Source organism: Nonomuraea angiospora (assembly GCF_014873145.1).
Classification (GTDB): domain Bacteria; phylum Actinomycetota; class Actinomycetes; order Streptosporangiales; family Streptosporangiaceae; genus Nonomuraea; species Nonomuraea angiospora.
The window spans coordinates 9,182,447-9,207,656 of record NZ_JADBEK010000001.1 but is presented as its reverse complement, the minus strand read 5'-3'; the positions used below and the strand labels follow the sequence as shown (position 1 = coordinate 9,207,656).

At 69.7% G+C, this 25,210-nt stretch carries 23 protein-coding genes; 10 read left to right on the top strand and 13 right to left on the bottom strand.

From position 1 onward, the window contains the following. Window positions 1-125: 125 nt before the first annotated feature. From H4W80_RS42495 to mtrA, 6 genes are all read right to left on the bottom strand, one after another. Window positions 126-824: a response regulator gene (locus H4W80_RS42495; protein ID WP_192790224.1), complete on the bottom strand. Its 699-nt coding sequence runs from the start codon at window positions 822-824 to the stop codon at window positions 126-128. Between the two features lie 172 nt (window positions 825-996). Continuing rightward, window positions 997-1,653 (bottom strand): ribosome hibernation-promoting factor, HPF/YfiA family, encoded by a 657-nt coding sequence (gene hpf / locus H4W80_RS42490; protein ID WP_192790223.1) that lies wholly within the window; start codon window positions 1,651-1,653, stop codon window positions 997-999. Between the two features lie 628 nt (window positions 1,654-2,281). Further along, window positions 2,282-2,965: a ComF family protein gene (locus H4W80_RS42485; RefSeq protein ID WP_192790222.1), complete on the bottom strand. Its 684-nt coding sequence runs from the start codon at window positions 2,963-2,965 to the stop codon at window positions 2,282-2,284. Between the two features lie 61 nt (window positions 2,966-3,026). Further along, on the bottom strand, window positions 3,027-4,772 hold the full coding sequence (locus H4W80_RS42480) for an LpqB family beta-propeller domain-containing protein (RefSeq protein WP_192790221.1): 1,746 nt from the start codon (window positions 4,770-4,772) through the stop codon (window positions 3,027-3,029). Then, complete coding sequence (gene mtrB / locus H4W80_RS42475; protein ID WP_192790220.1) at window positions 4,759-6,477, bottom strand: MtrAB system histidine kinase MtrB; 1,719 nt, start codon at window positions 6,475-6,477, stop codon at window positions 4,759-4,761. The genes H4W80_RS42480 and mtrB overlap by 14 nt, the downstream gene beginning before the upstream one ends. An 18-nt stretch (window positions 6,478-6,495) precedes the next feature. After that, window positions 6,496-7,173: an MtrAB system response regulator MtrA gene (mtrA, locus tag H4W80_RS42470; protein ID WP_043620615.1), complete on the bottom strand. Its 678-nt coding sequence runs from the start codon at window positions 7,171-7,173 to the stop codon at window positions 6,496-6,498. Between the two features lie 272 nt (window positions 7,174-7,445). Between mtrA and H4W80_RS42465 the strand changes: the two genes are divergently transcribed. Genes H4W80_RS42465 through H4W80_RS42445 form a run of 5 tightly spaced genes read left to right on the top strand, consistent with a single transcriptional unit; the run spans window position 7,446 to window position 12,939 of the window. Further along, complete coding sequence (locus H4W80_RS42465) at window positions 7,446-8,708, top strand: DUF7847 domain-containing protein (protein WP_192790219.1); 1,263 nt, start codon at window positions 7,446-7,448, stop codon at window positions 8,706-8,708. Continuing rightward, window positions 8,705-9,421: a DUF4129 domain-containing protein gene (locus tag H4W80_RS42460; RefSeq protein ID WP_192790218.1), complete on the top strand. Its 717-nt coding sequence runs from the start codon at window positions 8,705-8,707 to the stop codon at window positions 9,419-9,421. Before H4W80_RS42465 ends, H4W80_RS42460 begins: the two co-directional genes overlap by 4 nt. Beyond that, window positions 9,418-10,596: a DUF4350 domain-containing protein gene (locus H4W80_RS42455; protein WP_192790217.1), complete on the top strand. Its 1,179-nt coding sequence runs from the start codon at window positions 9,418-9,420 to the stop codon at window positions 10,594-10,596. Before H4W80_RS42460 ends, H4W80_RS42455 begins: the two co-directional genes overlap by 4 nt. Beyond that, window positions 10,586-11,566: an AAA family ATPase gene (locus H4W80_RS42450; protein WP_192790216.1), complete on the top strand. Its 981-nt coding sequence runs from the start codon at window positions 10,586-10,588 to the stop codon at window positions 11,564-11,566. Before H4W80_RS42455 ends, H4W80_RS42450 begins: the two co-directional genes overlap by 11 nt. Next, the gene (locus tag H4W80_RS42445; protein WP_192790215.1) at window positions 11,566-12,939 is read left to right on the top strand and encodes a DUF58 domain-containing protein; all 1,374 of its coding nucleotides are present in this window, start codon (window positions 11,566-11,568) and stop codon (window positions 12,937-12,939) included. The genes H4W80_RS42450 and H4W80_RS42445 overlap by 1 nt, the downstream gene beginning before the upstream one ends. Before the next feature lie 50 nt (window positions 12,940-12,989). Here H4W80_RS42445 and H4W80_RS42440 read toward each other — a convergent pair whose 3' ends face one another. Next, window positions 12,990-13,982: a stage II sporulation protein M gene (locus tag H4W80_RS42440; RefSeq protein ID WP_192790214.1), complete on the bottom strand. Its 993-nt coding sequence runs from the start codon at window positions 13,980-13,982 to the stop codon at window positions 12,990-12,992. A 51-nt stretch (window positions 13,983-14,033) separates the two neighbouring features. Here H4W80_RS42440 and H4W80_RS42435 point away from each other — a divergent pair, with 51 nt between their 5' ends. Continuing rightward, complete coding sequence (locus H4W80_RS42435; protein ID WP_192790213.1) at window positions 14,034-14,978, top strand: RDD family protein; 945 nt, start codon at window positions 14,034-14,036, stop codon at window positions 14,976-14,978. Window positions 14,979-14,994: 16 nt separating this feature from the next. Here H4W80_RS42435 and H4W80_RS42430 read toward each other — a convergent pair whose 3' ends face one another. Next, window positions 14,995-16,368 (bottom strand): LVIVD repeat-containing protein, encoded by a 1,374-nt coding sequence (locus H4W80_RS42430; protein WP_318787306.1) that lies wholly within the window; start codon window positions 16,366-16,368, stop codon window positions 14,995-14,997. A 76-nt stretch (window positions 16,369-16,444) separates the two neighbouring features. After that, on the bottom strand, window positions 16,445-17,833 hold the full coding sequence (locus H4W80_RS42425; RefSeq protein ID WP_318787305.1) for an LVIVD repeat-containing protein: 1,389 nt from the start codon (window positions 17,831-17,833) through the stop codon (window positions 16,445-16,447). A gap of 169 nt (window positions 17,834-18,002) precedes the next feature. Here H4W80_RS42425 and H4W80_RS42420 point away from each other — a divergent pair, with 169 nt between their 5' ends. The 3 genes from H4W80_RS42420 (at window position 18,003) to H4W80_RS42410 (ending at window position 19,694) form a co-directional block, all read left to right on the top strand. Continuing rightward, window positions 18,003-18,638, top strand: a complete 636-nt coding sequence (locus tag H4W80_RS42420; protein ID WP_192790211.1) for a DUF305 domain-containing protein — start codon at window positions 18,003-18,005, stop codon at window positions 18,636-18,638. 331 nt (window positions 18,639-18,969) lie between these two features. Then, on the top strand, window positions 18,970-19,323 hold the full coding sequence (locus H4W80_RS42415; RefSeq protein WP_192790210.1) for a hypothetical protein: 354 nt from the start codon (window positions 18,970-18,972) through the stop codon (window positions 19,321-19,323). Window positions 19,324-19,340: 17 nt separating this feature from the next. Then, the gene (locus H4W80_RS42410) at window positions 19,341-19,694 is read left to right on the top strand and encodes a YbaB/EbfC family nucleoid-associated protein (protein WP_192790209.1); all 354 of its coding nucleotides are present in this window, start codon (window positions 19,341-19,343) and stop codon (window positions 19,692-19,694) included. A 59-nt stretch (window positions 19,695-19,753) separates the two neighbouring features. Here H4W80_RS42410 and H4W80_RS42405 read toward each other — a convergent pair whose 3' ends face one another. From H4W80_RS42405 to ahcY, 3 genes are all read right to left on the bottom strand, one after another. After that, window positions 19,754-20,662: a WXG100 family type VII secretion target gene (locus tag H4W80_RS42405; RefSeq protein WP_192790208.1), complete on the bottom strand. Its 909-nt coding sequence runs from the start codon at window positions 20,660-20,662 to the stop codon at window positions 19,754-19,756. 107 nt (window positions 20,663-20,769) lie between these two features. After that, window positions 20,770-22,005, bottom strand: a complete 1,236-nt coding sequence (locus H4W80_RS42400; RefSeq protein WP_192790207.1) for an adenosylhomocysteinase — start codon at window positions 22,003-22,005, stop codon at window positions 20,770-20,772. A 196-nt stretch (window positions 22,006-22,201) separates the two neighbouring features. Next, window positions 22,202-23,629, bottom strand: a complete 1,428-nt coding sequence (ahcY, locus tag H4W80_RS42395) for an adenosylhomocysteinase (RefSeq protein ID WP_192790206.1) — start codon at window positions 23,627-23,629, stop codon at window positions 22,202-22,204. Between the two features lie 102 nt (window positions 23,630-23,731). Here ahcY and H4W80_RS42390 point away from each other — a divergent pair, with 102 nt between their 5' ends. Next, the gene (locus H4W80_RS42390; protein ID WP_192790205.1) at window positions 23,732-24,070 is read left to right on the top strand and encodes a MerR family transcriptional regulator; all 339 of its coding nucleotides are present in this window, start codon (window positions 23,732-23,734) and stop codon (window positions 24,068-24,070) included. Window positions 24,071-24,076: 6 nt separating this feature from the next. Here H4W80_RS42390 and H4W80_RS42385 read toward each other — a convergent pair whose 3' ends face one another. Continuing rightward, on the bottom strand, window positions 24,077-25,150 hold the full coding sequence (locus H4W80_RS42385; protein ID WP_192790204.1) for an alpha/beta hydrolase: 1,074 nt from the start codon (window positions 25,148-25,150) through the stop codon (window positions 24,077-24,079). Between the last annotated feature and the right edge of the window lie 60 nt (window positions 25,151-25,210).

Genomic DNA, 25,210 nt, shown 5'->3' with positions numbered 1-25,210 from the left:
GGTGGCTGCTCACCCCCGGCCGTCCAGGTGGGTGAGGGCCGGGCGATACGGCCTCGTGGGCGTAGGTGGCTGCTCACCCCTGGCCGTCCGGATGGGGCGCGGGGTGAGGGGACCTGCGCGGACGGCTAGGTGATCTCCAGCATGCGTTCTCGCACCGCGTACACCACGGCCTCCATCCTCGAGTGCAGCTGCAGCTTGTCGAGGATGTTGCGGACGTGGTTCTTCACGGTGTTCTCGGAGATGAACAGCTGCTTGGCGATCTCGCGGTTGTTCATCCCCTTGGCCACCAGCCGCAGGACCTCCATCTCGCGATCGGTCAGGCGGGGGACGGGGAGCTGGGGAGGGCGCTCGGACTCCTTGCGGCTCATGCTCTGGAACTCGGTGATGAGCTTGGCGGCCATCGCCGGGTTGATTAAGGACTGGCCCTCGTGCACGCCGCGCACCGCGGCCGGCACGTCGTTGATCTGGACGTCCTTGAGCAGGTAGCCGGTGGCGCCCGCCTTGATGGCCTCGAACAGGTCTTCTTCCTCGTCGCTCACCGTCAGCATGATGATGCGCGTGCTCGGGACCGAGGCCTTGATGCCCTTCGTGGCCTCGATCCCGTCCTGCCGCGGCATGCGTACGTCCATGAGCGCGATGTCGGGCATGAGGCGGTTGGCCAACTCGACCGCCTCCTGCCCGTCACTCGCTTCGCCGACCACCTCGATGTCGGGCTCAGCGGCCAGCGCGAGAGCCAGGCTCCGCCGGATCAGCTCGTGATCGTCAACGATCAGCACGCGGATCGGCTCGCTCGCTGACGTACGGACCTCGCCAGACTCGGTCACGAGGCCTCCTTGATCCGCCTCGCGACAGCCTTTGCCTCGCTTCGCTCGCCCATCTGAACCTGACTGAGCTCGCTCACGTCTCCTCCTCGTCGGGGGGCCAGAGCCGTTGAACCGCCATGATGGCACGGGAGCCGCGGTTCTCGGGTGGTCGAGAAGATCTTTTAGCGCGCGATCATGGCTCTACGAGCCGCAACACGCCGTAGTTGTAGCCGCGTCTGTTGTAGACGACGCACGGCTGGCCGCTCTCCTTGTCACGGAACAGATAGAAGTCGTGCCCGACCAGCTCCATCTCGAGGAGGGCCTGGTCGATGGTCATGGGTTCCGCCTTGTGGAACTTCTCTCGGACGATGAGCGGCCCTTCGCCGTCCATCTCGATCGGGACGATGTCGTCGTAGCGCTGGTCGCGCTGAACCTGCTCGTCCTCTTCGGCCTCGGCGGGGACGGTGGCCGCCCGCGGGGCCAGGTCCGCGACGTCGGGGAGGGTCGCGGTGATCTCCGCCACAGAGGGCGGGCAGTGGTTGCCGTGGTGGACCTTGCGCCGGTCGGCCAGCCGCCTGAGGCGACCTTCCAGCTTGTCGAGGGCCATGTCGAGGGCTGCGAATCGGTCGTCGGCAGAGGCTTCGGCGCGGATGGCCGGTCCTCGAGAGTGAATGGTGAGCTCGACGCGCTCGCGCTGGTCGGCGAGGCGGGGATTGCGCTCTTTCGACACCTCCACATCGACTCGGATGAGTTTGTTGTCCAGACGTTCGATCCTGGCCAGCTTGGTCATCGCTTGGTCACGGAACCGATCACTCACGCCTGTGTGCCGGCCCTTGACGATGATGTCCATGCAACAGCCCCCCTTCGGTCTAGCGACTGAGCAAGAGCGCCCGACGACGTGCCTGTCGGACGGGGTCTGCTGTCTGCCTTTCTGTCACCGTTACCCTCTTCCGACTCTGCGTCACCGGGAACTCGGTTGGCACCCGCCCGGCCGACCTGGTCTTCGACCCCACATCCGCCTGCTGAGGGTTTCGCAGCTCTGTTGCCACTACTGCCCTTCTCTTCTGACGAGGGACATCTGGACCCTCGGGAAGGCAGGACTTACCCCTAAGCCGCACCGTGATCGGTCGACAAAGAGTCGCCTTACGTGGACCGTTTTGCCTGCGGCTGGCATCGGCTAGCAGAGCCGGGGACCCCGACCCTGCGCAACCACGGACCCGAACGGGTGCCATGTCAGAACGCTATCCGCATCCTGCGCGAATGTCAGCCGGAGGGTCGACCAAAGGATCACGTACGGTGATTTTCCCGGGGTCTTCATGCTCTCCCAAATGCCCTATTCAACCGATCGGCAACCCTTATGAGGATGGAGCTCCCGCCCACTGAGCAGCCCCGCCGCCACCTTGGGGGAAGTGACATGTGGCCTCCTGGTGAGGATAGCGATTTGGATCTTTCTTTACGCACCGTAACCGTAATCCTTTTCAAGATCTTCGGCGTGTCGCGGCCACGGTCGCGGCCAGCGGCACTCGCACCCCCGCCGAGGTCAGCGCCCTGGCCGCCTCCACGAGGGTGGCGCCGGTCGTGACAATGTCGTCCAGGAGCACCGCACAGGCCGCTGGAGGGCCTTTCGCGGCCCGCCGCACCTGGAGTGACCCCGCGAGGTTGGAGCTCCTCTCGGCGGAACTCAGCCCCGCCTGGTCGGCCACCCGCCGCGCCTGACCCAGCGCCGGCCAGGCCTCGGCCCGCAGGCCCCATGCCCGCAGCCGGCCCGCGGCCAGCACCGCCAGCCGCCCGACCGGGTCGTGGCCCCGGTGCCGGCGCGTCCGCCGCGCGCTCGGCACCGGCACCACCGCGAACCGCCCGCCGGCCCAGGGTGCCTTCGCGCCGTTGACCGCCGTCACGACGGTGAACGCCACGGCCTCCGCCAGCACCTCCGCCAACGCCACCGCGCCCCGCTCCTTGTACGCCACGACCGCCCTGCGCACCGCGCCCTCGTACGGTGCCGCCGACCAGCAGTCGGGCAGGCCGTCCGGCACCGGGTCGGGCAACCGCCTGGCGGGCGCGCCGACGAGCCCGGCATGACAGCCCGGGCACCACCGCGCCCCTCCGGCGCCGCACCCGGCGCAGGACTGCGGGAGGACGAGGTCGAGCACGGAGGTCAGCACGCGTGCCAGGATGCCGCCCGCCACCGACAATTTCCGCCCGGAGGACCGACCCGGACGAGCGCTATCCCAGGGGGAAGAGCGGGGTGCTGCCGCCGGATTCGATCTTGGTGGTCCAGGACTGCCGGTCCTGGCTGAGCTCCATGATCTGGTTGCCCTTGGCCATCTTCGCCTCCGCCAGCACGCGGTCCTTGACCGCGGCCACCGACGCGAGCGGCTCCTTCAGCGGCACTCCCTCGATCTCCCCGTCCCCCACGTTGATCTCGTTGAGCACCTGCCCGGCCTGGCCCTCGACCAGCACCAGCAGGTGCTCGTCATCCTCCCAGGCCACGTCGAGGATCTTGTTTCCCCCCTCGGTGGTGGTCAGGGCCTGGAAGTTGCCCAGCATCATCCCCGCCGCCCCACCCGTGAGCGCGCCGATCTGGACGGTGTTCTGCCCGGTGGTGACCGCCACCCGGACGCCGTCCCTGGCGATCCTGAGCCGGGTGACGTCCAGCCCGGTCAGCTTGGGCGCGGAGATCCGCTGGGGTCCCTTCCCGCTGAGCGGGTCGTACCGGAGCAGGGCGCCGTTCGTCTGGTCGTAGGTCCACAGGGAGCCGTCCCGGTGCCACGTGGGCGGGGTCAGCTTGCCCTGGATGACCTCCTGCCAGCGCCCCGACGGCGTCAGCGCCGCCACCGAGATGCCGGTCGAGGTCTGGGCGGCGACGTACCCGCCGTCCTTGGACAGGGCGAAGCCGTGGAAGCCCTCGCGCTCCTGCCCCGCCGGACCCGGCACGCTGCCCGCGGGCCCGTCCTTGCTCATGTAGTGGACGGCGCCCTTGCTGATGTAGTACGCGGCGTCGCTGGTGGCGTCCAGCCAGTCGTCGTCGGAGTCGGGCCGGTCGATGGAGTAGGACTCCCCGTTCACCTGGATCTCGATGACGCGGCCCTTGGCGATCTCGTTCTTGTTCAGGCTGTACCTGATCTGGGCCCGCAGGGAGTCCTCGGCGCTCAGGTCGAGGGTGTCGAGGGGGCCGGACAGGTTGATCACCACGCGGTCCTCGCCGGACCTGATCGACTCGACCTTGGTGTCGGACGGGAAGCTCGTCGTCACCGCCCCTTGCAGGGCCGAGGTGGGGCTCTTGAGCAGGCGCTGCAGGATGGTCTGCGCGTATGTCTCCGTCGGCTTCAGCCGCAGGCGCACGCGGTCCACGACCAGCGTGTTCGGGCTGTTGCCGTTGAGGTAGTAGAGGTTCGTGGCCCGGTACGCGCGGCTCACGTCGGAGTTGGTGAGCAGCAGCCCGTTGGGCAGGCTCTTGACCAGGTAACCGCCGTCCTGGGCCTTGACGAGCTCGACGGAGTAGTCCTCCCACTTGCCCGTGGTGGGGGCGTACGAGTCGTCCTCGTTGATGCGCGCCACCCACTGGCCCTTGAGCATGACCTTCTCCACCGGCCCCAGATCCTCACGCTGAGAGGGCGGCACGACCTCGAACGCGTCGTCGACCACCGTCACCGGCCCCGAGGCGCTCCATTTCGCCCGCGCCTCCGGGGTGAGGTACTGGGGCAGGATGGTCGGGTCGTCGGCGTAGGCGGCCATGGCCGCCTGCAGGCCCCTGATCGTCTGCTCCTCGTTCCAGGTCTTGTCCGGCGGGAAGGCGATCATTCGGTGGAACGGCTTGCTCAGCGGGTCGCCGCTGCCTGCCTCGTTGAGGGTGATGGGGCCGGTCACGGGGATCACGGTGCAGCCGGAGCCCGCGCAGACCACGGCGACCGCGATCACGAACACCGCGCCGAGCCGCCAGGCCCGCTCACGCCGCCTAGTCGTCGTCATGGTCGGCCCCGTCCCCCGAGGCCGGCAGCAGCACCGGCGTCATGGCCGTGCGCCACGTACGCCGCATCTCGATCTCCGGCGGCACCAGCGACAGCGGCGAGCCCTTCAGATCGGCCCCGGCCGTCCTCGGCAGCGTCAGCCTGAACTGCGAGCCCTCCCCCGGCTGCCCCCACGCCTGCAGCCAGCCGCCGTGCAGCGTGGCGTCCTCGCGCGAGATCGCCAGCCCGAGCCCGGTGCCGCCGATCGTCCGCGCCCGCGACGGGTCGGCCCGCCAGAACCGGTCGAACACCATCGTGTCCTCGCCGCCCTTCAGCCCGATCCCGTGGTCGCGCACGGCGACCGCGACCGCGTCCCGGTCGGCGCCGACGGTGACCACGATGTCCCTGCCCTCGCCGTGCTCGATGGCGTTGAACAGCAGGTTGCGCAGGATCCGCTCGACCCTGCGGTTGTCGATCTCGGCCATGCACGGCTCGTTCGGCAGCCGGAGCTCGAAGCGGGTCGCGTGCCGCTCGGCCAGCGCCTCGGAGTCGGCGATGGCCCGCAGCACCACGTCGCGCACGTCCACGGAGTCGAGGTCGAGCGTGGCGGCGCCGGCGTCGTAGCGGCTGATCTCCAGGAGGTCGGCCAGCATCGACTCGAACCGTTCGAGCTGGGCCTGCATGAGCTCCGCCGAGCGGGCGGCCATCGGGTCGAAGTCCTCGCGGGCGTCGTAGAGCAGGTCGGCGGCCATGCGCACGGTCGTCAGCGGCGTGCGCAGCTCGTGGGAGACGTCGGAGACGAACTGCCGCTGGACCTGCGAGAGCTCCTCCAGCTGGTGGATCTTCAGCGCCAGGTTGGCGGCCATCTCGTTGAACGAGTTCGCCAGGCGGGCCAGGTCGTCCTCGCCGCGCACCTTGAGGCGTTCGTCCAGCTTGCCGGAGGCCAGGCGCTCGGCGGCCTGGCGCGCCAGCCGTACGGGGGTGACGACCTGGCGGGCGACCAGGTACGCGATGGCGGCGAGCAGCAGCACGAGCCCGAGGCCGACCACGACGATGGCCAGCCGGACGTTGGACAGCAGCTCCTCTTCGTCCGTGAACGGGAAGAAGTGGTAGACCTCGTAGTTCTGGCCGGTGGACGGCACGTGCACGGTGCCGCCGACCACGTACGTGAGCCTGGGCTGGCTCTCACCGACGAACTTGATCTTCTCGATGGACCCGACGGTCTTCTTCTGCACGTTGTGCCGCAGGCTCTCCGGCACGTTGGACGGCACGACGCCCCCGGACGCCCGCGACTGGCCCGGGATCGCCTGGTTGAGTATCAGCACGTCGTAGCGCTTCTTGGAGCCGTTCTCGCCCGATCCGGTGACGATGTCCATGACGTCGTCGAGCGGGTTGGCCGAGCCCTTCTTGCTGTCGGCGGGCTTGGTCGGGTCGTCGGTCTCGGGCGCCAGCGCGTCGGCGATCTGGAGGCGGTCGGCGAACGCCTCGCTGGCGGAGGAGCGCTGGCTGCTCTGCACGACCGACCGGTTGATCTGCTCGGACAGGAACGTGCCCAGCACGACCACCACGATCACGGAGATCACCAGCGTGCTGGTGACCACCTGGAGCTGGAGCGAGCGCCGCCACACGCTCCGTGTCCTGCCTGCCGCACGGCGCACCCGCCGGCGAACCCCGCCGAGAATCTGGCGGAATGTCCGTCGGCGGGATCGCTTCTTCGCCGGGGGCATGGCAGAACGGGACGTGGACTAGGCGGGGCCGGCTTTGTAGCCGACGCCGCGGACCGTCACCACGATCTCGGGGTGCTCGGGGTCCTTCTCGATCTTGGCCCTGAGCCGCTGCACGTGTACGTTGACCAGCCGCGTGTCGGCCGCGTGGCGGTAGCCCCAGACCTGCTCCAGCAGGACCTCGCGGGTGAACACCTGGCGCGGCTTGCGGGCCAGCGCGACCAGCAGGTCGAACTCCAGCGGCGTGAGGTTGATCGTCTCCTCGCCCCGCTTGACCGAGTGCCCGGCCACGTCGATGGTGATGTCGCCGATCTGGAGGATCTCGGGGGTCGGCTCATCGGTGCGGCGAAGCCGCGCCCGCACCCGGGCCACGAGCTCCTTCGGCTTGAACGGCTTGACGATGTAGTCGTCGGCCCCCGACTCCAGCCCGAGCACGACGTCGATCGTGTCGCTCTTGGCCGTGAGCATGACGATCGGAACCCCCGACTCAGCCCTGATCCTGCGCGCGACGTCGATGCCGTCCGCCCCCGGCAGCATCAGGTCGAGCAGGACCAGGTCCGGGCGTGTATCCCGGAACGCATCGAGGGCCTTGTCGCCGTCGGAGACAAAAGACGGCTCGAAGCCTTCCCCTCGCAGGACGATCCCCAGCATCTCGGCGAGAGCGGCGTCGTCATCGACGACCAGCACGCGACCTTTCATGGCCCCTCATTCGTTCTACGCATTGTGGGACATACCCGCACGACCGCTGAAGGTTACCCTTGGTAGGCCCATGAGTGTGACATGAGCCATGCAAAAGGCGAATTTTAGGTCCGCCCCCCGCGACCGCAATCTCAAGTCTGCGGTAACAGAGCAACTTTCTGCCATCCCCTGGCCATGAACCTCGACCGGATTCGCCGTCGAATGCGGCAAGGATGCGACGGCGAATGCGCTCAGTGACACCAATGCCCCGTTCAGCATGCCAGGATTGGGATATGTCAGACGGTCACGGTCCCCCGCCCGAGACGCCATCAGGCTGGTCGGCCGAGCAGCCCCCGCCCTACAGCGCCCCGCCGGCCTCCCCGTGGACCGCGCCAGGTGCGCCGCAGCAGACGCCCTATGGGCAGCCGTACGGGGAGCCCCTTCAGCAACAACAGCCACTGGGACCCGGGCCCCAAACACCTTATCCGCCCTATCCGCATCCTCAGCCCGGTTACGGATACGCGCCGCCTCCGCAGGCGCTGAGACCGGGCATCATCCCGCTGCGGCCGCTGGGCCTCGGCGACATCCTCGACGGCACGATCAAGCTGATCCGGTCCAACCCGAAGGCCGTGCTCGGCCTGTCGGCCGTCGCCGCTCTGCTCGCCGCCGTGCCCGTGGCCGTCAGCCAGGCGTTCGTGCTCGACACCGTGAGCGGCACGCTCACCGACCCGGAGAGCGCGTACACCTCCTCCGGCCAGCTCACCAGCGTGTACGGCCTCGCCGCCCAGTACGGCGGCACGCTCGTCTCGTACATGGTCCAGTTCGTCGTGGTCACGCTGCTGACCGGCGTGCTGACCAGGATCCTCGGCCGGGCCGTCTTCGGCGGCGGCATCACCGCCGGTGAGGCGTGGCGGCTCGTCAAGGGCAGGGTGCCCGCGCTGTTCGGCGTCGTGGCGCTGATGGCCGTCATCATGCTGGTGCCGCTGGTCGTGATGGTGCTGCTCATCGTGGTGGTCGCGATGAACGTCTCCTCCGGCGGAGCGGGCGTGATCCTCGGGTTGACCTTCCTGTTCATGATCGTCTACGTCGGCTACTACCTGTTCTTCACGACCCGCTTCGCCTTCGCCTCGCCCATCGTGGTGCTGGAGGGCAGGGGGGCGATCGAGTCCATGCGGCGCTCGTGGCACCTGGTGAGCGGCGACTTCTGGCGCGTCTTCGGCATCCTGCTGCTCACGTCCCTGCTGGTCGGGCTCGTGGCGGGCGTCCTGTCTGTGCCCTTCACGCTGGCGGGCACGCTGTTCGGCATGTTCGGCGCGGGCTCGGTGGCCTCCACCGTCGTGTCCACCGTGCTCATCGCCCTCGGCGGCACGCTCGCATCGATGCTCACCTATCCGTTCCAGGCCGGGGTCGCCGGCCTGCTCTACGCCGACCGGCGCATGCGCAGCGAGGCGTTCGACCTCGTGCTGCAGACGGCGGCCATCGAGCAGCAGCGCCAGGGATGGGTGCACGCCTCCGCGGACGAGCTCTGGCACCCCTCCAACTCCGCCAGGCCGTGAGCCCGATCGACAGGGAGGAGGCCGCGCGCCGGGCCGCGGAGGAGCTCCTCAAGCCTGCATACGACAAGGAGTCCCTGCTCGACCTGATCTACCGGCGGGTCATGCAGTTCCTCGGCGACCTGGTGGACACGGCCGCGGGCGGGGGCCCCGCCGGAGGGGTCATCGCCTCCGTGATCATCGTGCTGGTCATCCTCACGCTGATCATGCTGATCTCGTGGCAGCTCCGCAGGGCCAGCCGCAAGAACGCGCCCGCCGTGGGCGGGCTGTTCGGGGAGCGGGTGATGACGGCGGCCGAGCACCGGGCGGCGGCCGCCGCGCTGGCCGCCGAGCGGCGCTGGAGCGAGGCCATCCGTGAACGGCTCCGCGCCATCGCCCGTGACCTGGAGGAACGCGCGCTCGTCGACGGCATGCCGGGGCGCACGGCCGACGAGCTGACCCGTGAGGCGGCCCTCTCGCTGCCCGGCTTCGCCACGAGGCTGGCGGCGGCCGCCCGGTCGTTCGACGACGTGACCTACGGCGGGGTGGCGGGCACGCAGGAGGCGTACGAGGAGATGGCCGACCTGGACGAGCAGCTCCGCCAGGCCCGCCCGGTCCCGGTCGGGGCCGGCGCGGCGGCGGCCACGGCCTGGACCCCGGTCGGCGCGGCCCCGGTCGGCGCGGCCCCGGTCGGCGCGGCCCCGGGCGAGCGGCCCGGGGCAGGTGGGACGGCATGAGCGTCCTCACGCGGCCCCCCGGCGGCGCGTCCTACCCGACCTCCCCCACCGCGCGCTCCACCTGGCGCGGCAGCCGGATCATCGTCCTGCTCGGCCTCGTCATCGTGCTCGTCGCGGTCGCGGGCGTCCTGTTCGGCCCGGAGCCGGGCCCGTCGCGGCCCCTGGACCCCGACGACACCACTCTGGCGGGCTCCAAGGCGCTGGCCGAGGTGCTCAGGTCCCGGGGTGTCACGGTGGACCGGGTCGACTCCGTGGAAGCCGCCGCCGCCAAGGCCACCACCGGCAACCGGCTGCTGCTGATCACCGACACGTTGTACTTCGACGAATACGACCTGACCCGGATCCAGAGCGACCGGCTGATCGTCGGCGAGGTCCCCGGTCTCGACGTCCTCGCCCCCGGCGTGCACAGCGAGCCGGGCTCGGTACGCACGCGCTCGCGCGAGCCCGAGTGCGCGCTGCCCGCCGCCCGGGCCGCGGGCAGCGCCTACCTGGGCGGCGCCACCTTCAGCGGCCCCTCCGGGGCCACCGGCTGCTACCCGGCCGGCGACGGATACGCGCTGGTCAGCTTCCCGCAGGCGGGCGGCGTGACCACGGTCGTCGGCGACGGCGGCTTCATGACCAACCAGCGCCTGGCCGAGGACGGCAACGCCGCGCTCGCGCTCAACCTGATCGGCACTGGCAGGCCCGTGACCTGGCTGGTCCGCCCCGCGACCCCGCCGCCCATCGCCGAGCTGCCGGGCGAGCGCGGCAAGTCGATGGAGGACCTCATGCCGGAGAGCATCCGCTGGACCGTCTACATGTCCCTCATCGCCCTGATCGTCACGGCGTTCTGGCGGGGCAGGCGGCTGGGCCCGGTGGTGACGGAGAAGCTGCCCGTCGTCGTGCGCGCGGCCGAGACCGTCGAGGGCCGCGGCAGGCTCTACCGGGCCAGGCGCGCGCGGCAGCGGGCGGCGGAGTCGCTGCGCGAGGGCACGATCGACCGGCTCACACCCAGGCTGGGGCTCGGATCGGGGGCCGGGCCGAACGAGGTCGTCGCGGCGCTCGCCGCCCGCACCGGCCAGGACGCCCACCAGGTCGGCGCGGCGCTCTACGGGCCGCCGCCGGCGGACGACGCCGGGCTCGTCGGGTTGGCCGGATATCTGGACTTCATCGAAAGGCAGGTCAGTGAACTCTGAGGAGACGTTCCGCGTCACGAGCTCGGGCGACTCGGCCAGGGAGGCGCTGGGCGCGCTGCGCGCCGAGGTGTCCAAGGCCGTGGTCGGTCAGGACGCGGTGGTGACGGGGCTGGTCATCGCGCTGCTGTGCAAGGGGCACGTGCTGCTCGAAGGCGTGCCGGGCGTGGCCAAGACGTTGATGGTGCGCACGCTGTCGGCCGCCCTGTCCCTTGACTTCAAGCGGGTGCAGTTCACGCCTGACCTGATGCCGGGCGACGTGACCGGCTCGCTGATCTACGACACGAAGACCGCGGAGTTCGAGTTCCGCGAGGGGCCGGTGTTCACGAACCTGCTGCTCGCCGACGAGATCAACCGCACCCCGCCGAAGACCCAGGCGGCGCTGCTGGAGGCGATGGAGGAGCGGCAGGTCAGCGTCGAGGGCGCGGCGCGGCGGCTGCCCGACCCGTTCGTGGTGTGCGCGACGCAGAACCCCGTCGAGTACGAGGGCACCTACCAGCTCCCCGAGGCCCAGCTCGACCGGTTCCTGCTCAAGCTGACCGTGCCGCTGCCGCCGCGCGAGCAGGAGATCTCCGTGCTCGAACGGCACGCCCGCGGCTTCGACCCGCGCGACCTGAGCGAGGTCAAGCCCGTCGCGTCGGCCGACGACCTGGCGGCCGGGCGGGAGGCGGTCTCGAAGGTGCACGTGGCGCCCGAGGTGCTCGGCTACATCGTGGACGTGGCCCGCGCCACCAGAAACTCGCCGTCGCTGCAGCTCGGCGTCTCGCCGCGAGGCGCCACGGCGCTGCTGGCGGCCTCGCGGGCGTGGGCGTGGCTGTCCGGGCGCCCGTACGTGACTCCTGACGACGTCAAGGCGCTGGCCAGGCCCGCGCTGCGGCACCGGATCCAGCTCCGCCCGGAGGCCGAACTGGAGGGCGCGACCGCCGACGGCCTGCTCGACGGCATCCTGGCCTCCGTCCCGGTCCCGCGCTGATGGCTCTCACGGGACGTGCCGGGCTGGTCGCGGCGATCGGGATCGTCGTGGTGCTGCTGGCGCCGCAGCCCGGGGCCGCGCTGGCCGGGGTCTGCCTGCTGCTGGCCGCCGCGATCCTGGTGGACCTGGTGTTCGCCGGAGCCGTGCGCCCGCTGAGGTTCCACCGTTCCGGCGACACTCTCATACGGCTCGGCCAGCGGGCCACGGTCGAGCTGATCGTCGAGAACCCCGGCTCCAGGCGGGTGCGCGGCGCGCTCAGGGACGCCTGGCCGCCGTCGGCGGGCGCCACGCCGCGCGTCGCCGACCTGGACGTGCCCAAGGGCGAGCGCCGCAAGATCACCGTGACGCTCGCCCCGACCAGGCGCGGCGACCGCTCGTCCGTGGCGGTCACGGTGCGCTCGGTCGGGCCGCTGGGCCTGGCCGCCCGCCAGGGCAGCCACCAGGCGCCGTGGTCGGTGCGCGTGCTGCCGCCGTTCCTGTCGCGCAAGCACCTGCCGTCCAGGCTGGCCAGGCTCCGCGAACTGGACGGCCAGCACCCGGCGCTGGTGCGCGGGCAGGGGACGGAGTTCGACTCGCTGCGGGAGTACGTGGTGGGCGACGACGTGCGCTCCATCGACTGGCGGGCCACGGCCCGCCGCCACGACGTGGTCGTGCGCACCTGGCGCCCGGAGCGCGACCGCCGCGTGCTGATCGTGCTCGACACCGGCCGCACCTCCGCCGGCCGGGTGGGCGACGCGCCCATCCCCCTGGCCGGGGCCGTCGCGGGCGGTGCCGGGCTGCTCGTACGGCCGGATCCGCGCCCGGCGCCCGGCTGGCCGCGCCTCGACTGGTCGATGGACGCCGCGCTGCTGCTGGCCGCGCTGGCCGCCAGGGCCGGTGACCAGGTCGACTTCCTCGCCTACGACCGGGCGGTGCGCGCCTGGGTGAGCGGGGCGTCGCGCACGGAGCTGCTGTCGTCGCTGGTCAACGTGATGGCGCCGATCGAGGCGGAGCTGATCGAGGCCGACTCGCAGGGCATGGTGGCGGCCGTCCTGTCGCGGGCCAAGCGGCGCTGCCTCGTCGTGCTCCTCACCGACCTCAACGGGGCGGCCCTGGACGAGGGGCTCATGCCGGTGCTCCCCCAGCTCTCCTCGCGCCACCTGGTGCTGGTGGCCGGGGTGTCGGACCCCCGGGTGGCGGCCATGGCGGGGCGCCGGGGGTCGGCCGAGGAGGTGTACGACGCGGCGGCGGCCGAGCACGCCCAGCTCGAACGCCGGCGCATCACCGCCCGGCTGCGGCGGCACGGGGTGGAGGTCGTGGACGCGCCTCCGGAGGACATCGCCCCCGCGCTCGCGGACGCGTACCTGGCCCTGAAGGCGGCCGGACGGCTGTAGGGCCTGAGTCGGGGGCCTGGCCTGAGTCGAGGGCCTGGGTTCGGGGGGTGTCAGGCCGTCGGGGCGACGTCCGGGGCGCGTTCGAGGTCGCCCGTCTCGTTCTGGCGCAGAGCACGGCGGCCGAAGGCGATCACGTACAGCAGGAAGGCCACCTCCGCGAGCGCGCCGATGCTCACGCGCGCCCACGTCGGCAGCCCGGAGGGCGTGACGAACGCCTCGATCAGGCCCGAAAGGAACAGCACCACGATCAGCCCCAGCGCCACGCTCATCACCGCCCGGCCCTGCTCGGCCAGCGCCTCTGTCCGCCGACGCGGCCCCGGGTCGATGACCGTCCAGCCCAGGCGCATCCCGACCGCCGCCGCCAGGAACACGGCGGTCAGCTCCAGCAGGCCGTGCGGCGTGATCAGGCCGAAGAAGATGTCCAGCTTGTCGCGGGAGGCCATCAGACCGCCGGAGACGCCGACGTTCGCGGCGTTCGTGTAGAGCACGTACGGGATCGGCAGGCCGAGCAGCACCGAGTAGATGATCGTCTGCGCCGCCACCCACGCGTTGTTCACCCACACCTGGCTGGCGAAGGAGGCGGCCGGGTGCTCGGAGTAGTAGTCGGCGAAGTCGTGGTCGACGAGCTGGGCGATCTCGTCCGGCGAGCCGATCGTCGCCTGGACGTCGGGGTTGGCCGCCACCCACGCGCCCATCACCCACGCGACCGCCACGAACGCCACCGTGCTCCCCAGCCACCACCACCGCGCCCGGTAGGCCACCACGGGGAACGACACCGTGAAGAACCTCACCAGCTCCCGCCAGGCGGGCGTGTGCGCCCCGGTCACCGCCGACCTGGCCCGCGCCACCAGCGCCGACAGCCGTCCGGTCAGCATCGCGTCCCCGGACGAGGAGCGCACGATGGACAGATGGGTGGACACGCGTTGGTAGAGGTCAACCAGCTCGTCCACCTCGGCGCCCGTCAGCGACGAGCGGCGCTTGACCAGGTGGTCGAGCCGGTCCCACACGGGGCGGTGAGCTGTGACGAACGCATCGATGTCCACCCGAACATTCTGGCCGCTCAAACACCGGTACATAGCCGTTAGGCTCCACATATGTCTGAGGTTGTGACCGGCGACGCGGTCGTCGTCGAAGTGCGGATCGCCCAGATGCCCTCGCGGGCGCTGGCGATCGTCATCGACATGGCCGTGCAGTTCACGGTGCTGATCGCCGCCTACGCGATCTTAGGCGCGTTCTCGGTCATCTCGGACGCGGCCATGTTCGGCGCCGCGATGATCGTGTTCGTGGTGCTGGTGCTGGTCGGCTACCCCGTGATCTTCGAGACGCTGACCAGGGGACGCAGCCTCGGCAAGCTCGCGCTCGGGCTCCGGGTGGTCAGCGACGACGGCAGCCCCGAGCGCTTCAGGCAGGCGTTGTTCCGCGGCCTGGCCGGGGTCGTGGAGTTCTGGATACTCTCCGGGGCGCCCGCGCTGATCGCGTCGCTGGTCTCGCAGCGGGGCAAGCGGCTCGGCGACGTCTTCGCCGGCACCATCGTGATCTCCGACCGGGCGCCGCGCGACTCCGGCCAGCTCATCGTGATGCCGCCGCCGCTGGCGGCCTGGGCGGCGACGCTGGAGCTCTCCCAGCTCCCCGACGAGGTGGCGCAGGCGGCCCGTCAGTACCTGTCGCGCTGGCACGACCTGTCGCCGCAGATCCAGCATGAGATGGGGGTGCGGATCGCGACCCAGACGGCGTCCTTCGTCTCGCCCGCGGCGCCCGCCGGGGTGCCGCCGCACGCGTACCTGAGCGCCGTCCTGGCTGAGCGCCGCCGGAGGGAGCAGGTACGTTTCGCGCAACGCGCCGCCAACGGCCGCCCGCCCCAGTCCCCCTACACACAGCCGGCGCCGTACCAGGCCCCTTACGCGCAACCAGGCCCGTACCAGCCCCAGCCCCCGGCGCCCTACCAGCAGCCGGGTCCGTACCAGCCGCAGCCGCAGCCCCGGCCCCCCGCACCGGAGCCGCCAAGGGCGACTCCGGGCGGGTTCGCTCCGCCTCAGTGAGAACGGCGCTTGGGGGTTACCAGTTGCGGTACGACTCCTGCGTCTGCACGTTCAACCGGTCGGTGTGGACGCGCCTGGCGTTGTTCGTCAGCGGATCGGTGATCTTGACGACGTCGAAGCCCTCGTGGAAGTCGGCCGCGTAGATGTAGCCGTTGTAGTAGTAAGCGGACCAGATGCCGCCGCCACCGCCGGCCGAGCGCGGGCCGCGCTCGAAGTAGCCGATCTCCTTCGGGTTGGCCGCGTCGGTGAAGTCCCACACCGACAGGCCGCCCATGTACCAGGCCTGGACCATGATGTCCCGGCCCTTGACGGGGATCAGCGAGCCGTTGTGGGCGACGCAGTTCTCGCTGTCGTCCTGGTAGCGCGGGATCTTGAAGTAGCTCTTGAACGTGAACTGCCCGTTCGAGATGTCGTAGATCGCGTCCGCGCCGCGGTTCGGCCCGGTGGCCTCGTTGCAGGTGGCACCGCCGCCGCCGCCGAGCTCGTCGGTGAAGACGACCTTCTTGGCGTCGTTGCTGAAGGTGGCCGAGTGCCAGAACGCGAAGTTCGGGTCCGTGGTCCTGGCCGTGACCTTCGGGTTCAGCCGGTCCGAGATGTCGAACAGCACACCGTCACCCATGCACGCGCCGGCCGCGATGTCCTTCTCGGCGTAGGCGGTGATGTCGTGGCAGCCGCTGGTCGGCAGGAGCAGGCCGGGCTGGGTCTCGTTGCCGCCGTCGGGGAAGACCACCGGCGTGGCCGCGACCGCGGCCGCCGTCGGGTTCCTGAGCGGCACCTTGATGATCGACAGCTTGTCGTGCGGCGGCTGGCAGTCGGGGAACGTGGCGTTCGGGTTGTAGGACGAGACGTAGACGTAGACGTTCTTGTCCCGGTCGCGGCCCTTGCCCGGCACCAGGGTCAGGGTGTGGGAGCCGCAGTTGGTCTCGACCGACTTGATGTACTTCGGGTTGGCCTTGTCGGAGACGTCGAAGATCCGGACGCCCTCCCACGACTCCTTGACCGACGCGGGCTGCGAGGTGCTGTTGCACGAGTCGTCGCTGCGCGAGGAGTCCACGGCGGTGAACAGCAGGTTGCCGTAGACGCTGACGTCCATCTGGGAGCCGGGGCAGACGACCGAGCTGACGGGCTTGGCCTTCTTGGGGTTGCTGATGTCGTAGATCGAGAAGCCGCCGTAGTTGCCGACGTAGGCGTAGTCGCCCTGGAAGGCGATGTCGGTGTTGATGGTGCCGGCGATCGGGGCGGGCTTGGGGATGTTCAGTACGTGGGTCACGTTGGGGCTGGTGACCACGGTGTCGGCCGGTGGGATGTCGGTGGCCAGGGCGGGAACGCTCGTCAACGCCAACGCGACGGCGGCCGCGGCCATGACGAGGGCACGGCGCGGATTGGACACTCCGAGACTCCTTATCGCAAATGTCTGGATAAGCGGCAACGGCGAGGGCCCGGTCGGGGCCCTCGCCGCCGGGGGATCAGTGGCCGTGTTCGGGATACGACGTCTGGGTCTGCGCGTTGAGTGAGCGCATCTTGACGCCGTTCGCCCGGTTCGTACGCCAGTCGTTGATCTTCAGTACGTCCAGGCCCAGGTTGAAGTCGGACCCGTAGATGTAGCCGTTGTAGTAGTACGCGGACCAGAAGCCGCCGCTGAGCGCCGGCGCGGTGTTGTCCGGGCCGCGCTCGAAGAACGCGATCTCCTGCGGGTGGGCCGAGTCGGTGAAGTCCACCACCGAGATCCCGCCCTGGTACCACGCCTGCACCATGATGTCGCGGCCCTTGACCGGGATCAGCGAGCCGTTGTGGGCCACGCAGTTCTCGGTGTCGGCCTGGTGGCGCGCGATCTTGAAGTAGCTCCTGAACTGGAGCTGCCCGTTCACGATGTCGTAGTACGCGTTGGCGCCCCGGTTCGGGCCGATGGCCTCGTTGCAGGTCGCCCTGGTCCCGCCGCCGAGCTCGTCGGTGAAGATGACCTTCGTACCGTCGTTGTTGAACGTGGCCGAGTGCCAGAACGCGAAGTTCGTCTCGTCGCGCACGGTCGCGGTGGCCTTGGGCTGCTCGGGGTTGCGGATGTCGAGCAGGATGCCGTCACCCATGCAGGCGCCCGCGGCGATGCCCTTCTCCGGGTAGGCCGTGATGTCGTGGCAGCCGGTGGTGGCGGACTTCCCGTTCGGGTAGGTCCCCGGGACGCCGCCGAAGCCGCCGTCGGGGAAGAGGTTCGGCGTCGCGATCACGGCGGCCGCCGTCGGGTCGCGCAGCGGCACCTTGATGATCGAGATCAGGTCATGGGGCGGCTGGCAGTCGGGGAACGAGGCGTTCGGACTGTAGGAGGAGACGTAGATGTAGACGTTCTCGCCCTTGCGGTCGGGCACCAGCGTGTTGGTGTGGGAGCCGCAGTTGGTCTCGACCGACTTGATGTACTTGGGGTTGGCCTTGTCGGAGACGTCGAAGATCCGGACGCCCTCCCACGACTCCTTGACCGACGCGGGCTGCGAGGTGCTGTTGCACGAGTCGTCGTTGCGCGAGGAGTCCACGGAGCCGAAGAGCAGGTTGCCGTAGACGGACATGTCCATCTGGCCACCTGGGCAGACGACCGAGCTCACCAGTGAGGTCCGCTTCGGGCGCTTGATGTCGTAGATCGAGAAGCCGTAGTAGTTGCCGACGTAGGCGTAGTCGCCCTGGAAGGCCATGTCCGTGTGGATGTCGGCCAGGGCCTCGGGCTTGGGCACGTTGGTGACGTGCTGGATGTTGGGACTCATGACGATCTCGCCAGGAGCCGGAACGTCCGCGGCCTGAGCCGGTAAGACGGTGCCGGCCATCGCCACGACCGCCGTGACCAGGGTGAGGGCCCTGCGGAGGGAGAACACTCGCAATCCTCCTATAAAGGGGGCATAAATATACGTCATCCTCCCGTTTCCGCCCTGGACGGGCCAAGCAGACAACTTGTCAAATTTTGTTCCTGTTCACCCCCTTTTAAGTTGTCCACTGATGGCCTAGAGTGCGCATTCTCGACCGAGTCAGTCAGGGAGGTTGTGGGTGCGCGCCGCGCTCGTTGTCGTCATGGGCACGGTCGTTGCCCTCTCCGGCTGCACCTCCTCCACGCCGCCGCCGGCTCCACGAGCCGACTCGACCGCGCCCGTCCTCGCTCCCGGCCGCCCCGGGGAGCAGGCCAGGACGCTGGCGCCGAGCGAGGCCGCCACCGCCGTCCCCTCGGCCACGGCCAACGCGGCCGACATCAAGTACGTCCAGGACATGGTCGTCCACCACCGCCAGGCCCTGGACATGTCGCTCCTCGCGCCCACCCGGGCCGAGTCGGCCCAGCTGAAGAGCCTGGCGAGCCGGATCAAGGACGCCCAGGGGCCGGAGATCCAGTACATGACGACGTGGCTGCGGGAGCAGCAGCAGACGGTGCCCGACCACCACGCCGCGCACGAGGGCATGCCGGGGATGGCCACGCCCGCCCAGATGGAGGCCCTGAAGGCGGCCAAGGGCAAGGACTTCGACCGGATGTTCCTTGAGCTCATGATCAACCACCATCTGGGGGCGATCAAGATGTCGGAGCAGGTGCTGACGAGCGGCTCGCACATCCGGATCGAGGAGCTGGCCAGCGACGTCAGCGTGACGCAGGCCGCCGAGATCCGCCGCATGCAGCAGATGCAGTCCGCCCTCTAGGAAGGCCACAACGGTGAGGACGAAGGGCTCGTCCCGGCGCTAAACTACACTATTCCTGTGGGTAGTACAGGCAATGTGTGGAGGACGTCACGCCATGGCAGATCCGAACGCTCCATCCGCATCGCCCACGCCGCCGGAACCCAGCCAGAGTCCGACGTGGCCAAGCCCTTCCCCCACGCCGACGCCCACCCCGACACCAACACCGACACCGACACCGACACCGACACCGACGCCCAGCAAAACGCCTGTGGCGTCGCCGGCTCCCTCGACCGCTCCCACGTACCCCGTCCCCACCCCTTCGCCGAGCTCGCCGGGCTTGCAACGCCCGGGCATGCCGAACATCGACGTCCACGGGAGCACCTTCACCGGGGCGGCCGGCGGCTTCATCACCGAGCATGACGAGCTGGCGCGGGACGCCCGCCGGATTCTCGACGCCATCGCCGCCCTGGGCGACTTCGCCGGCACGGATGAGACGGCGAACACCTTCAAGCAGGGCTATTCCACCGCGCTGAAGAAGGCCGAGACGTACGTCAACGCGTTACGCGACGTCTACCCCGGGATCGCCGAACGGCTGGCCGGCATGAAGACCGGCTTCGACGTCGCGCACTGGGCCAGCATCCAGTCCCTGCCGAAAGTGTCCGACCCGCCCAACTACTCGAAGTCGGACAAAAAGCTCAACCCCTGACGTTGTTCGGAGACCCGATGCCCACACCAGACGACGGCGCCCCCCTCCTCGACGAGGAGATGCAGCGCCTTCTCGCCCAGTTCCAGGCCGACCTGCGGCCGCTGCAGGAGCTGCGCGAAAGCCTCGACGGCCTCCGTGGCCGCGGCGAGGCCGCCAACGGCCAGGTGAAGGCCGAGGTGCTGCCGAGCGGCGCGCTCGGCGGCCTGCGCATCGACCCGCGGGCCATGCGGCTCGGCGCGGACGCGCTGGCGGAGGCGGTGCTCGCCGCCGCGAACGACGCCGCCGCGGACCTGACCAAGCGGATGGCCGGGATGATGACGGACGGCCTGACCCCGTTCGCCGACGAGGTCAGACGTTTCGGCCAGGACTAGCCATGGTCCCCGAGATCGCGCCGGCCGCGGCCCGAGGACCTGGCCCGGTCACCCGGCGGTCAGTATCCGCGCCAGCGCCTGAACTGGTCCTGGCCCGCGGCGACCCCCAGCTTGGCGAGCATCTGCTCCCAGGTGGGCAGCAGGCTGGCCGGATCGTCGATGACGTCGCCGGGCCGGTTGAGCGCGTTCGCCGTGGTGGTGAAGATGGACGACCCGGTCAGGAACACGATGGCGTTCTGCGCCGCCTTGTTCTTCGGCAGCAGGTTGGCGGCCTTTCCGAAATTGGCGGGATCCACATGGTAGAAGACCATCGCCGCGGCGAAGTTCTTCACCATGTACTCGCCGCGGTCGCCCCACGACCCCATGTCCTCGCCCCGCCCCAGCTTGACCCCGTCGACGAGCAGCTGGTCGAGGGCCGTGTAGGCGAGGCTGCCGCCCACGGCGTAGATGAAGCGCTTGCCCACCGCGTGGTTGAACAGCTTGAGCAGCAGCCCCGCCTGCTTCCTGCGCATCGCCCAGTTGATCAGCACTTGGACCTTCTTGTCGATGGCCGGCCAGCAGAAGAACATCAGCAGCTCGAGCCACTGGATCATGGCCATCGTGCGGAGCGCGTGCTGCGTCTGCTCCAGCAGGTCCGCGTAGTCGTCGACCGCGTCGGCCAGCCCGCGGAGGTACGCGGACACGTGCGGCGGATAGGGCGTGAGGTCCTCGTTGAAGTATTTCCTGAAGGCGTCGACCCCCGCGCCGGAGCTGGGCGGCCGCCAGACCGTGCGCGCGACGTCCTCCACGTCGTCCAGGCTGGTGTCCACCCGCGTGGCCAGCTGCCGCAACAGGCGCGCGGCCTCGCGGGCCTTGGCCGGGTCGCCGTCGGGGTAGACGACGGACAGCATCTGCAGGACCACGGCGCCGACGCCGAGGGCGGAGAACGCGAACCCTCCCATCGGAAGGGACTTGGGGGACGGACTCACGTGGCAGACCCTTTCTCCACCGCCGGATATATCGGGATCATCCGATCATCCTGCAATATCATCGGCCACGCCAACCCCAAAGCCCGCTGCAACCCCTCCAGGAGCCTCTAGGAGCCGACTCGCCAGGAGTGGAGATAGTCCTCCTGCTCGGGCGTGAGCTCGTCGATGCCGATCCCGGCCGCGGCTAGCTTCAGCTTGGCGACCTCGTGGTCGATCTCCTCCGGGACGTCGTAGACGCCGGGATCGAGGCGGGAGCGCTCGCCGACCAGCCAGGCCACGGCCAGGGCCTGCGCGGAGAACGACATGTCCATGACGGCCGCGGGATGGCCTTCGGCGGCGGTGAGGTTGACCAGCCGCCCCTCGGCGAGCAGCAGCAGCCGCCGGCCGTCGGGCAGCACGTACTCGTCGGTGTTGGGCCGGACCCCCCGGTGCACCTCGGTGGCCAGCTCGTCCAGCGCCCGGACGTCGATCTCCACGTCGAAGTGCCCGGCGTTGGCCAGGATCGCGCCGTCCTTCATGACCGACAGGTGCTCGGCCCTGATCACGTCGCGGTTGCCGGTCACGGTGACGAAGAGGTCGCCGAGCATCGCCGCCTGCGCCATGGGCCGGACCTCGTAGCCCTGGAGGGTCGCGTCGAGCGCCTTCACGGCGTCGATCTCGGTCACGATCACCCGCGCGCCGAACCCCTTGGCCCGCTCGGCCACGCCCCGCCCGCAGAACCCGAACCCGGCCACGACCACCGTGCGCCCGGCCAGCATGGTGTTGGTGGCGCGCATGATGCCGTCCAGCGTGGACTGGCCGGTGCCGTAGCGGTTGTCGAACATGCGCTTGGTCCGGGTGTCGTTCACCGCCACGACCGGGAACCTCAGCGCACCCTCGGCGGCCATCTGCCGCAGCCGGATGATCCCGGTGGTGGTCTCCTCGCACCCGCCCGTGACGTGTTCGAGCAGGTCGGTACGTTCGGTGTGGAGAATGTTCACCAGGTCGCACCCGTCGTCGAGCACGAGGTCGGGCTCGAGGTCGAGCGCCTGGTGGATGTGCCGGTAGTAGGTGGCCCGATCGACGCCGGCCCGCGCGTGCACGGAGATCCCGTAAACCCGCAGCGCCTCGGCCACGTCGTTCTGCGTGGACAGGGGGTTGGACGCGGCGAGCGCGATCTCGGCCCCGCCCGCCTTCAAGGCCCCCATCAGCACGGCCGTCTCGGCGGTGACGTGCAGGCAGGCCGCGATCTTCAGCCCGTCCAGCGGCCGTTCGATGCCGAACCGCTCTCCGATCGCGGTCAACACCGGCATCGAACGAGCGGCCCAGGAGATCTGCCGCTCGCCACTTTCCCAGAGATCCATGCCAGCCCTTTGAGCGAAGAAGACGGCCAAGAACACGCGTCGTCACGGCGAGCGACCCGTGGGCCTTCACGACCGGCCATGACGGACGGCCACTGACGTCGGCGCGTGCGGCCCACCGTGCTCGGCCGTAAAGAACCATGGGCGGAAAGCTCCGGGAGGCGAGAAACCCCTCCCGGAGCTTGCTGAAAGCAGAAAATCAGTACCGGTAGTGGTCGGACTTGTAGGGGCCCTCGACGTGGACGCCGATGTAGGAGGCCTGCTCCTTGGTGAGCTCGGTGAGCTTGACGCCCAGGGCGTCGAGGTGCAGGCGGGCGACCTTCTCGTCCAGGTGCTTGGGCAGCGTGTAGACGCCGATCGGGTATTCGGCCGTCTTCGCGAACAGCTCGATCTGCGCGATCACCTGGTTGGTGAACGAGTTGGACATGACGAAGCTCGGGTGGCCGGTGGCGCAGCCGAGGTTCATCAGGCGGCCCTCGGCCAGGACGATGATCGAGTGGCCGTCGGCGAAGACCCACTCGTCGACCTGCGGCTTGATGTTGTTCTTCGTGATGCCGGGCAGCTTGGCGAGGCCGGCCATGTCGATCTCGTTGTCGAAGTGGCCGATGTTGGAGACGATCGCCTGGTGCTTCATCCGCGCCATGTGGTCGGCGGTGATGATGTTGAAGTTGCCGGTGGCGGTCACGAAGATGTCGGCGATGCCGACGACCTCGTCCAGCGTGGTCACCTGGAAGCCGTCCATGGCCGCCTGGAGCGCGCAGATCGGGTCGATCTCGGTGACGATGACGCGGGCGCCCTGGCCGCGCAGCGCGTCGGCGCAGCCCTTGCCGACGTCGCCGTAGCCGCACACCACGGCCACCTTGCCGCCGATGAGCACGTCGGTGGCGCGGTTGAGGCCGTCGATGACGGAGTGGCGGCAGCCGTACTTGTTGTCGAACTTGGACTTGGTGACCGAGTCGTTGACGTTGATGGCCGGGAAGAGGAGCTGGCCGTTCTTATGCATCTCGTAGAGACGGTGCACGCCGGTCGTGGTCTCCTCGGTGACGCCCTTGATGCTCTCGGCGATCCTGGTCCACCGCTTGTCGTCGCCGACCGTGCGGGTGAGCAGGTCGATGATGACGTGCCACTCCTCCGGGTCCTCGGCGGTGGCGGCCGGCACGGCGCCCGCCTTCTCGTACTCGGCGCCCTTGTGCACCAGCAGCGTGGCGTCGCCGCCGTCGTCGAGGATCATGTTGGGCGCGTCACCGTCGGGCCAGGTGAGGGCCTGCTCGGTGCACCACCAGTATTCCTCCAGCGTCTCGCCCTTCCAGGCGAACACCGGCACGCCCCGCGGGTCGTCCACGGTGCCGTCGGGGCCGACGACCACCGCGGCGGCGGCGTGGTCCTGCGTGGAGAAGATGTTGCAGCTGACCCAGCGGACTTCGGCGCCGAGCGCGACGAGCGTCTCGATGAGGACGGCCGTCTGGATCGTCATGTGCAGGGAGCCCATGATCTTCGCGCCGCGAAGGGGCTGGGAGGCCGCGTACTCCTTGCGAATCGCCATGAGGCCGGGCATCTCGTGCTCGGCGAGCCGGATCTCCTTGCGGCCGAAGTCGGCAAGTGAAAGGTCTGCGACCTTGAAGTCCATCGGGTTTCCCCTCGCGTCACTGATGGTTGTCCCGACGAGTTTAGGCGGCCCTTCGAGGGGTGCGCATCTCGGGGCGGTCGAAACTGACGTAAGAATGTAAGAATGCGTATCACGGAGGCCGCGAAGCGGCTCGGCATGTCCCCTCGAATGCTCCGATATCGGGAGGCACTCGGGCTGCTGCCACCCGTGCGAGAGCAGGGGGCGCACCGGCGGTTCGGCCCCGACGAGCTGGCGGCGGTGGCGCAGGGGGTGGAGCTGGAGAAGCAGTTCGACGTCTCACCCGCGGAGCTGGCCTTCGCGCTGCGGGTGCTCAGCGAGCCCACGGTGGCGGCGGCCGTCCGCGACCTCGGGATCCGGATCGGGCGCATCCAGGTGCCGCGCCGGGCCCTCGACTTCGAGAAGGAGAAGGCGCTGCGTCTCCTGCGGCCCTCCGGACGCTGACCCCGTTCAGGTGGGCTTGACGAGTTGCTGGGCCAGCCACGGGAGGGCCTGCGGGAGTTCGCGGTTCCAGGTGTTGAAGTTGTGCCCGCCGGTGGGCAGGATCAGCGAGGACGCCCGCATCGGCGGCTTCACCGCGCTCAGGAACCTCATGGTCGCCTGATAGTCGCTCTCCCCCTTCCTGCTGCTGGTGACGAGCACGTTCACGGGGGGCGCGGGCAGGTTGGCCAGCCGCCACATCAGATCGTTGCGCTGTTCGACCGACTTGTCCCCCTGGAACAGGTCGCCGGTGGTGCCGTCGACGATCGTCTTGAAGTAGCCCGACTGCGAGACCGCCGCCGCGAACTGGTCGGGATGGCTCATGACGATCTTGAGTGCGCAGTAGCCGCCGGTCGAGCCGCCCAGGATGCCCCACGAGTCCCGGCTCTCCGCCACCCGGTAGTGAGTGGACATGTCATGTTTGACGTCGTTCGCGAAGTACGACTGGACCTGCGGCCCGTTCGGCACGTCCACGCACTCGGTGTCGCGCGGCAGCACCACGCTGGGCCGCATCATGACCAGGACCGTGGGATTGACCTGGTGCTGGGCGATCGCCTTGGCCATCCGGCCCGGCAGGTCGAGCCGGGTCATGAGGTTGCGCGGGTCACCCGGATAGCCGGTGAGCGCGAGGATCGCGGGGAAGCGCTCCGTGGTGTGCTTCAGGTACGCCGTGGGCAGGAACACGTACGCCTCCTCGCTCAGGTGCGTGGACGGCCCCGGCAGGATCACCTGCTCGATCCGCCCGCCCGGCACCGGGCGGGTGCTCAGCACCTGCAGCCCCGAGCTGGAGACCGTGATCGGCGCCGTCGCCGTGTCGGTGCCCAGGAGATCGCTCCAGGAGCTGTAGAAGGCGAAGTACTGGTTCACCGCCAGGCCCAGGGCGGCCAGCGTGAACGCCTGGCAGACGACCAGCGCGCCCACCCGGCCCAGCACGGCCTGCCAGCGCGCCGCGCTCAGCCGCGGCCACAGCCACACCGTCGTCGCCATCGCCGCCACCGCCAGCACCGAGAAGGTGACCAGCAGCCCGATTGAGTTCAGTCCCATGAGGGATGGAATACATGGACGGCCGTAAGCAGGGAGTTAACATGGAGATTACCCGGCGGG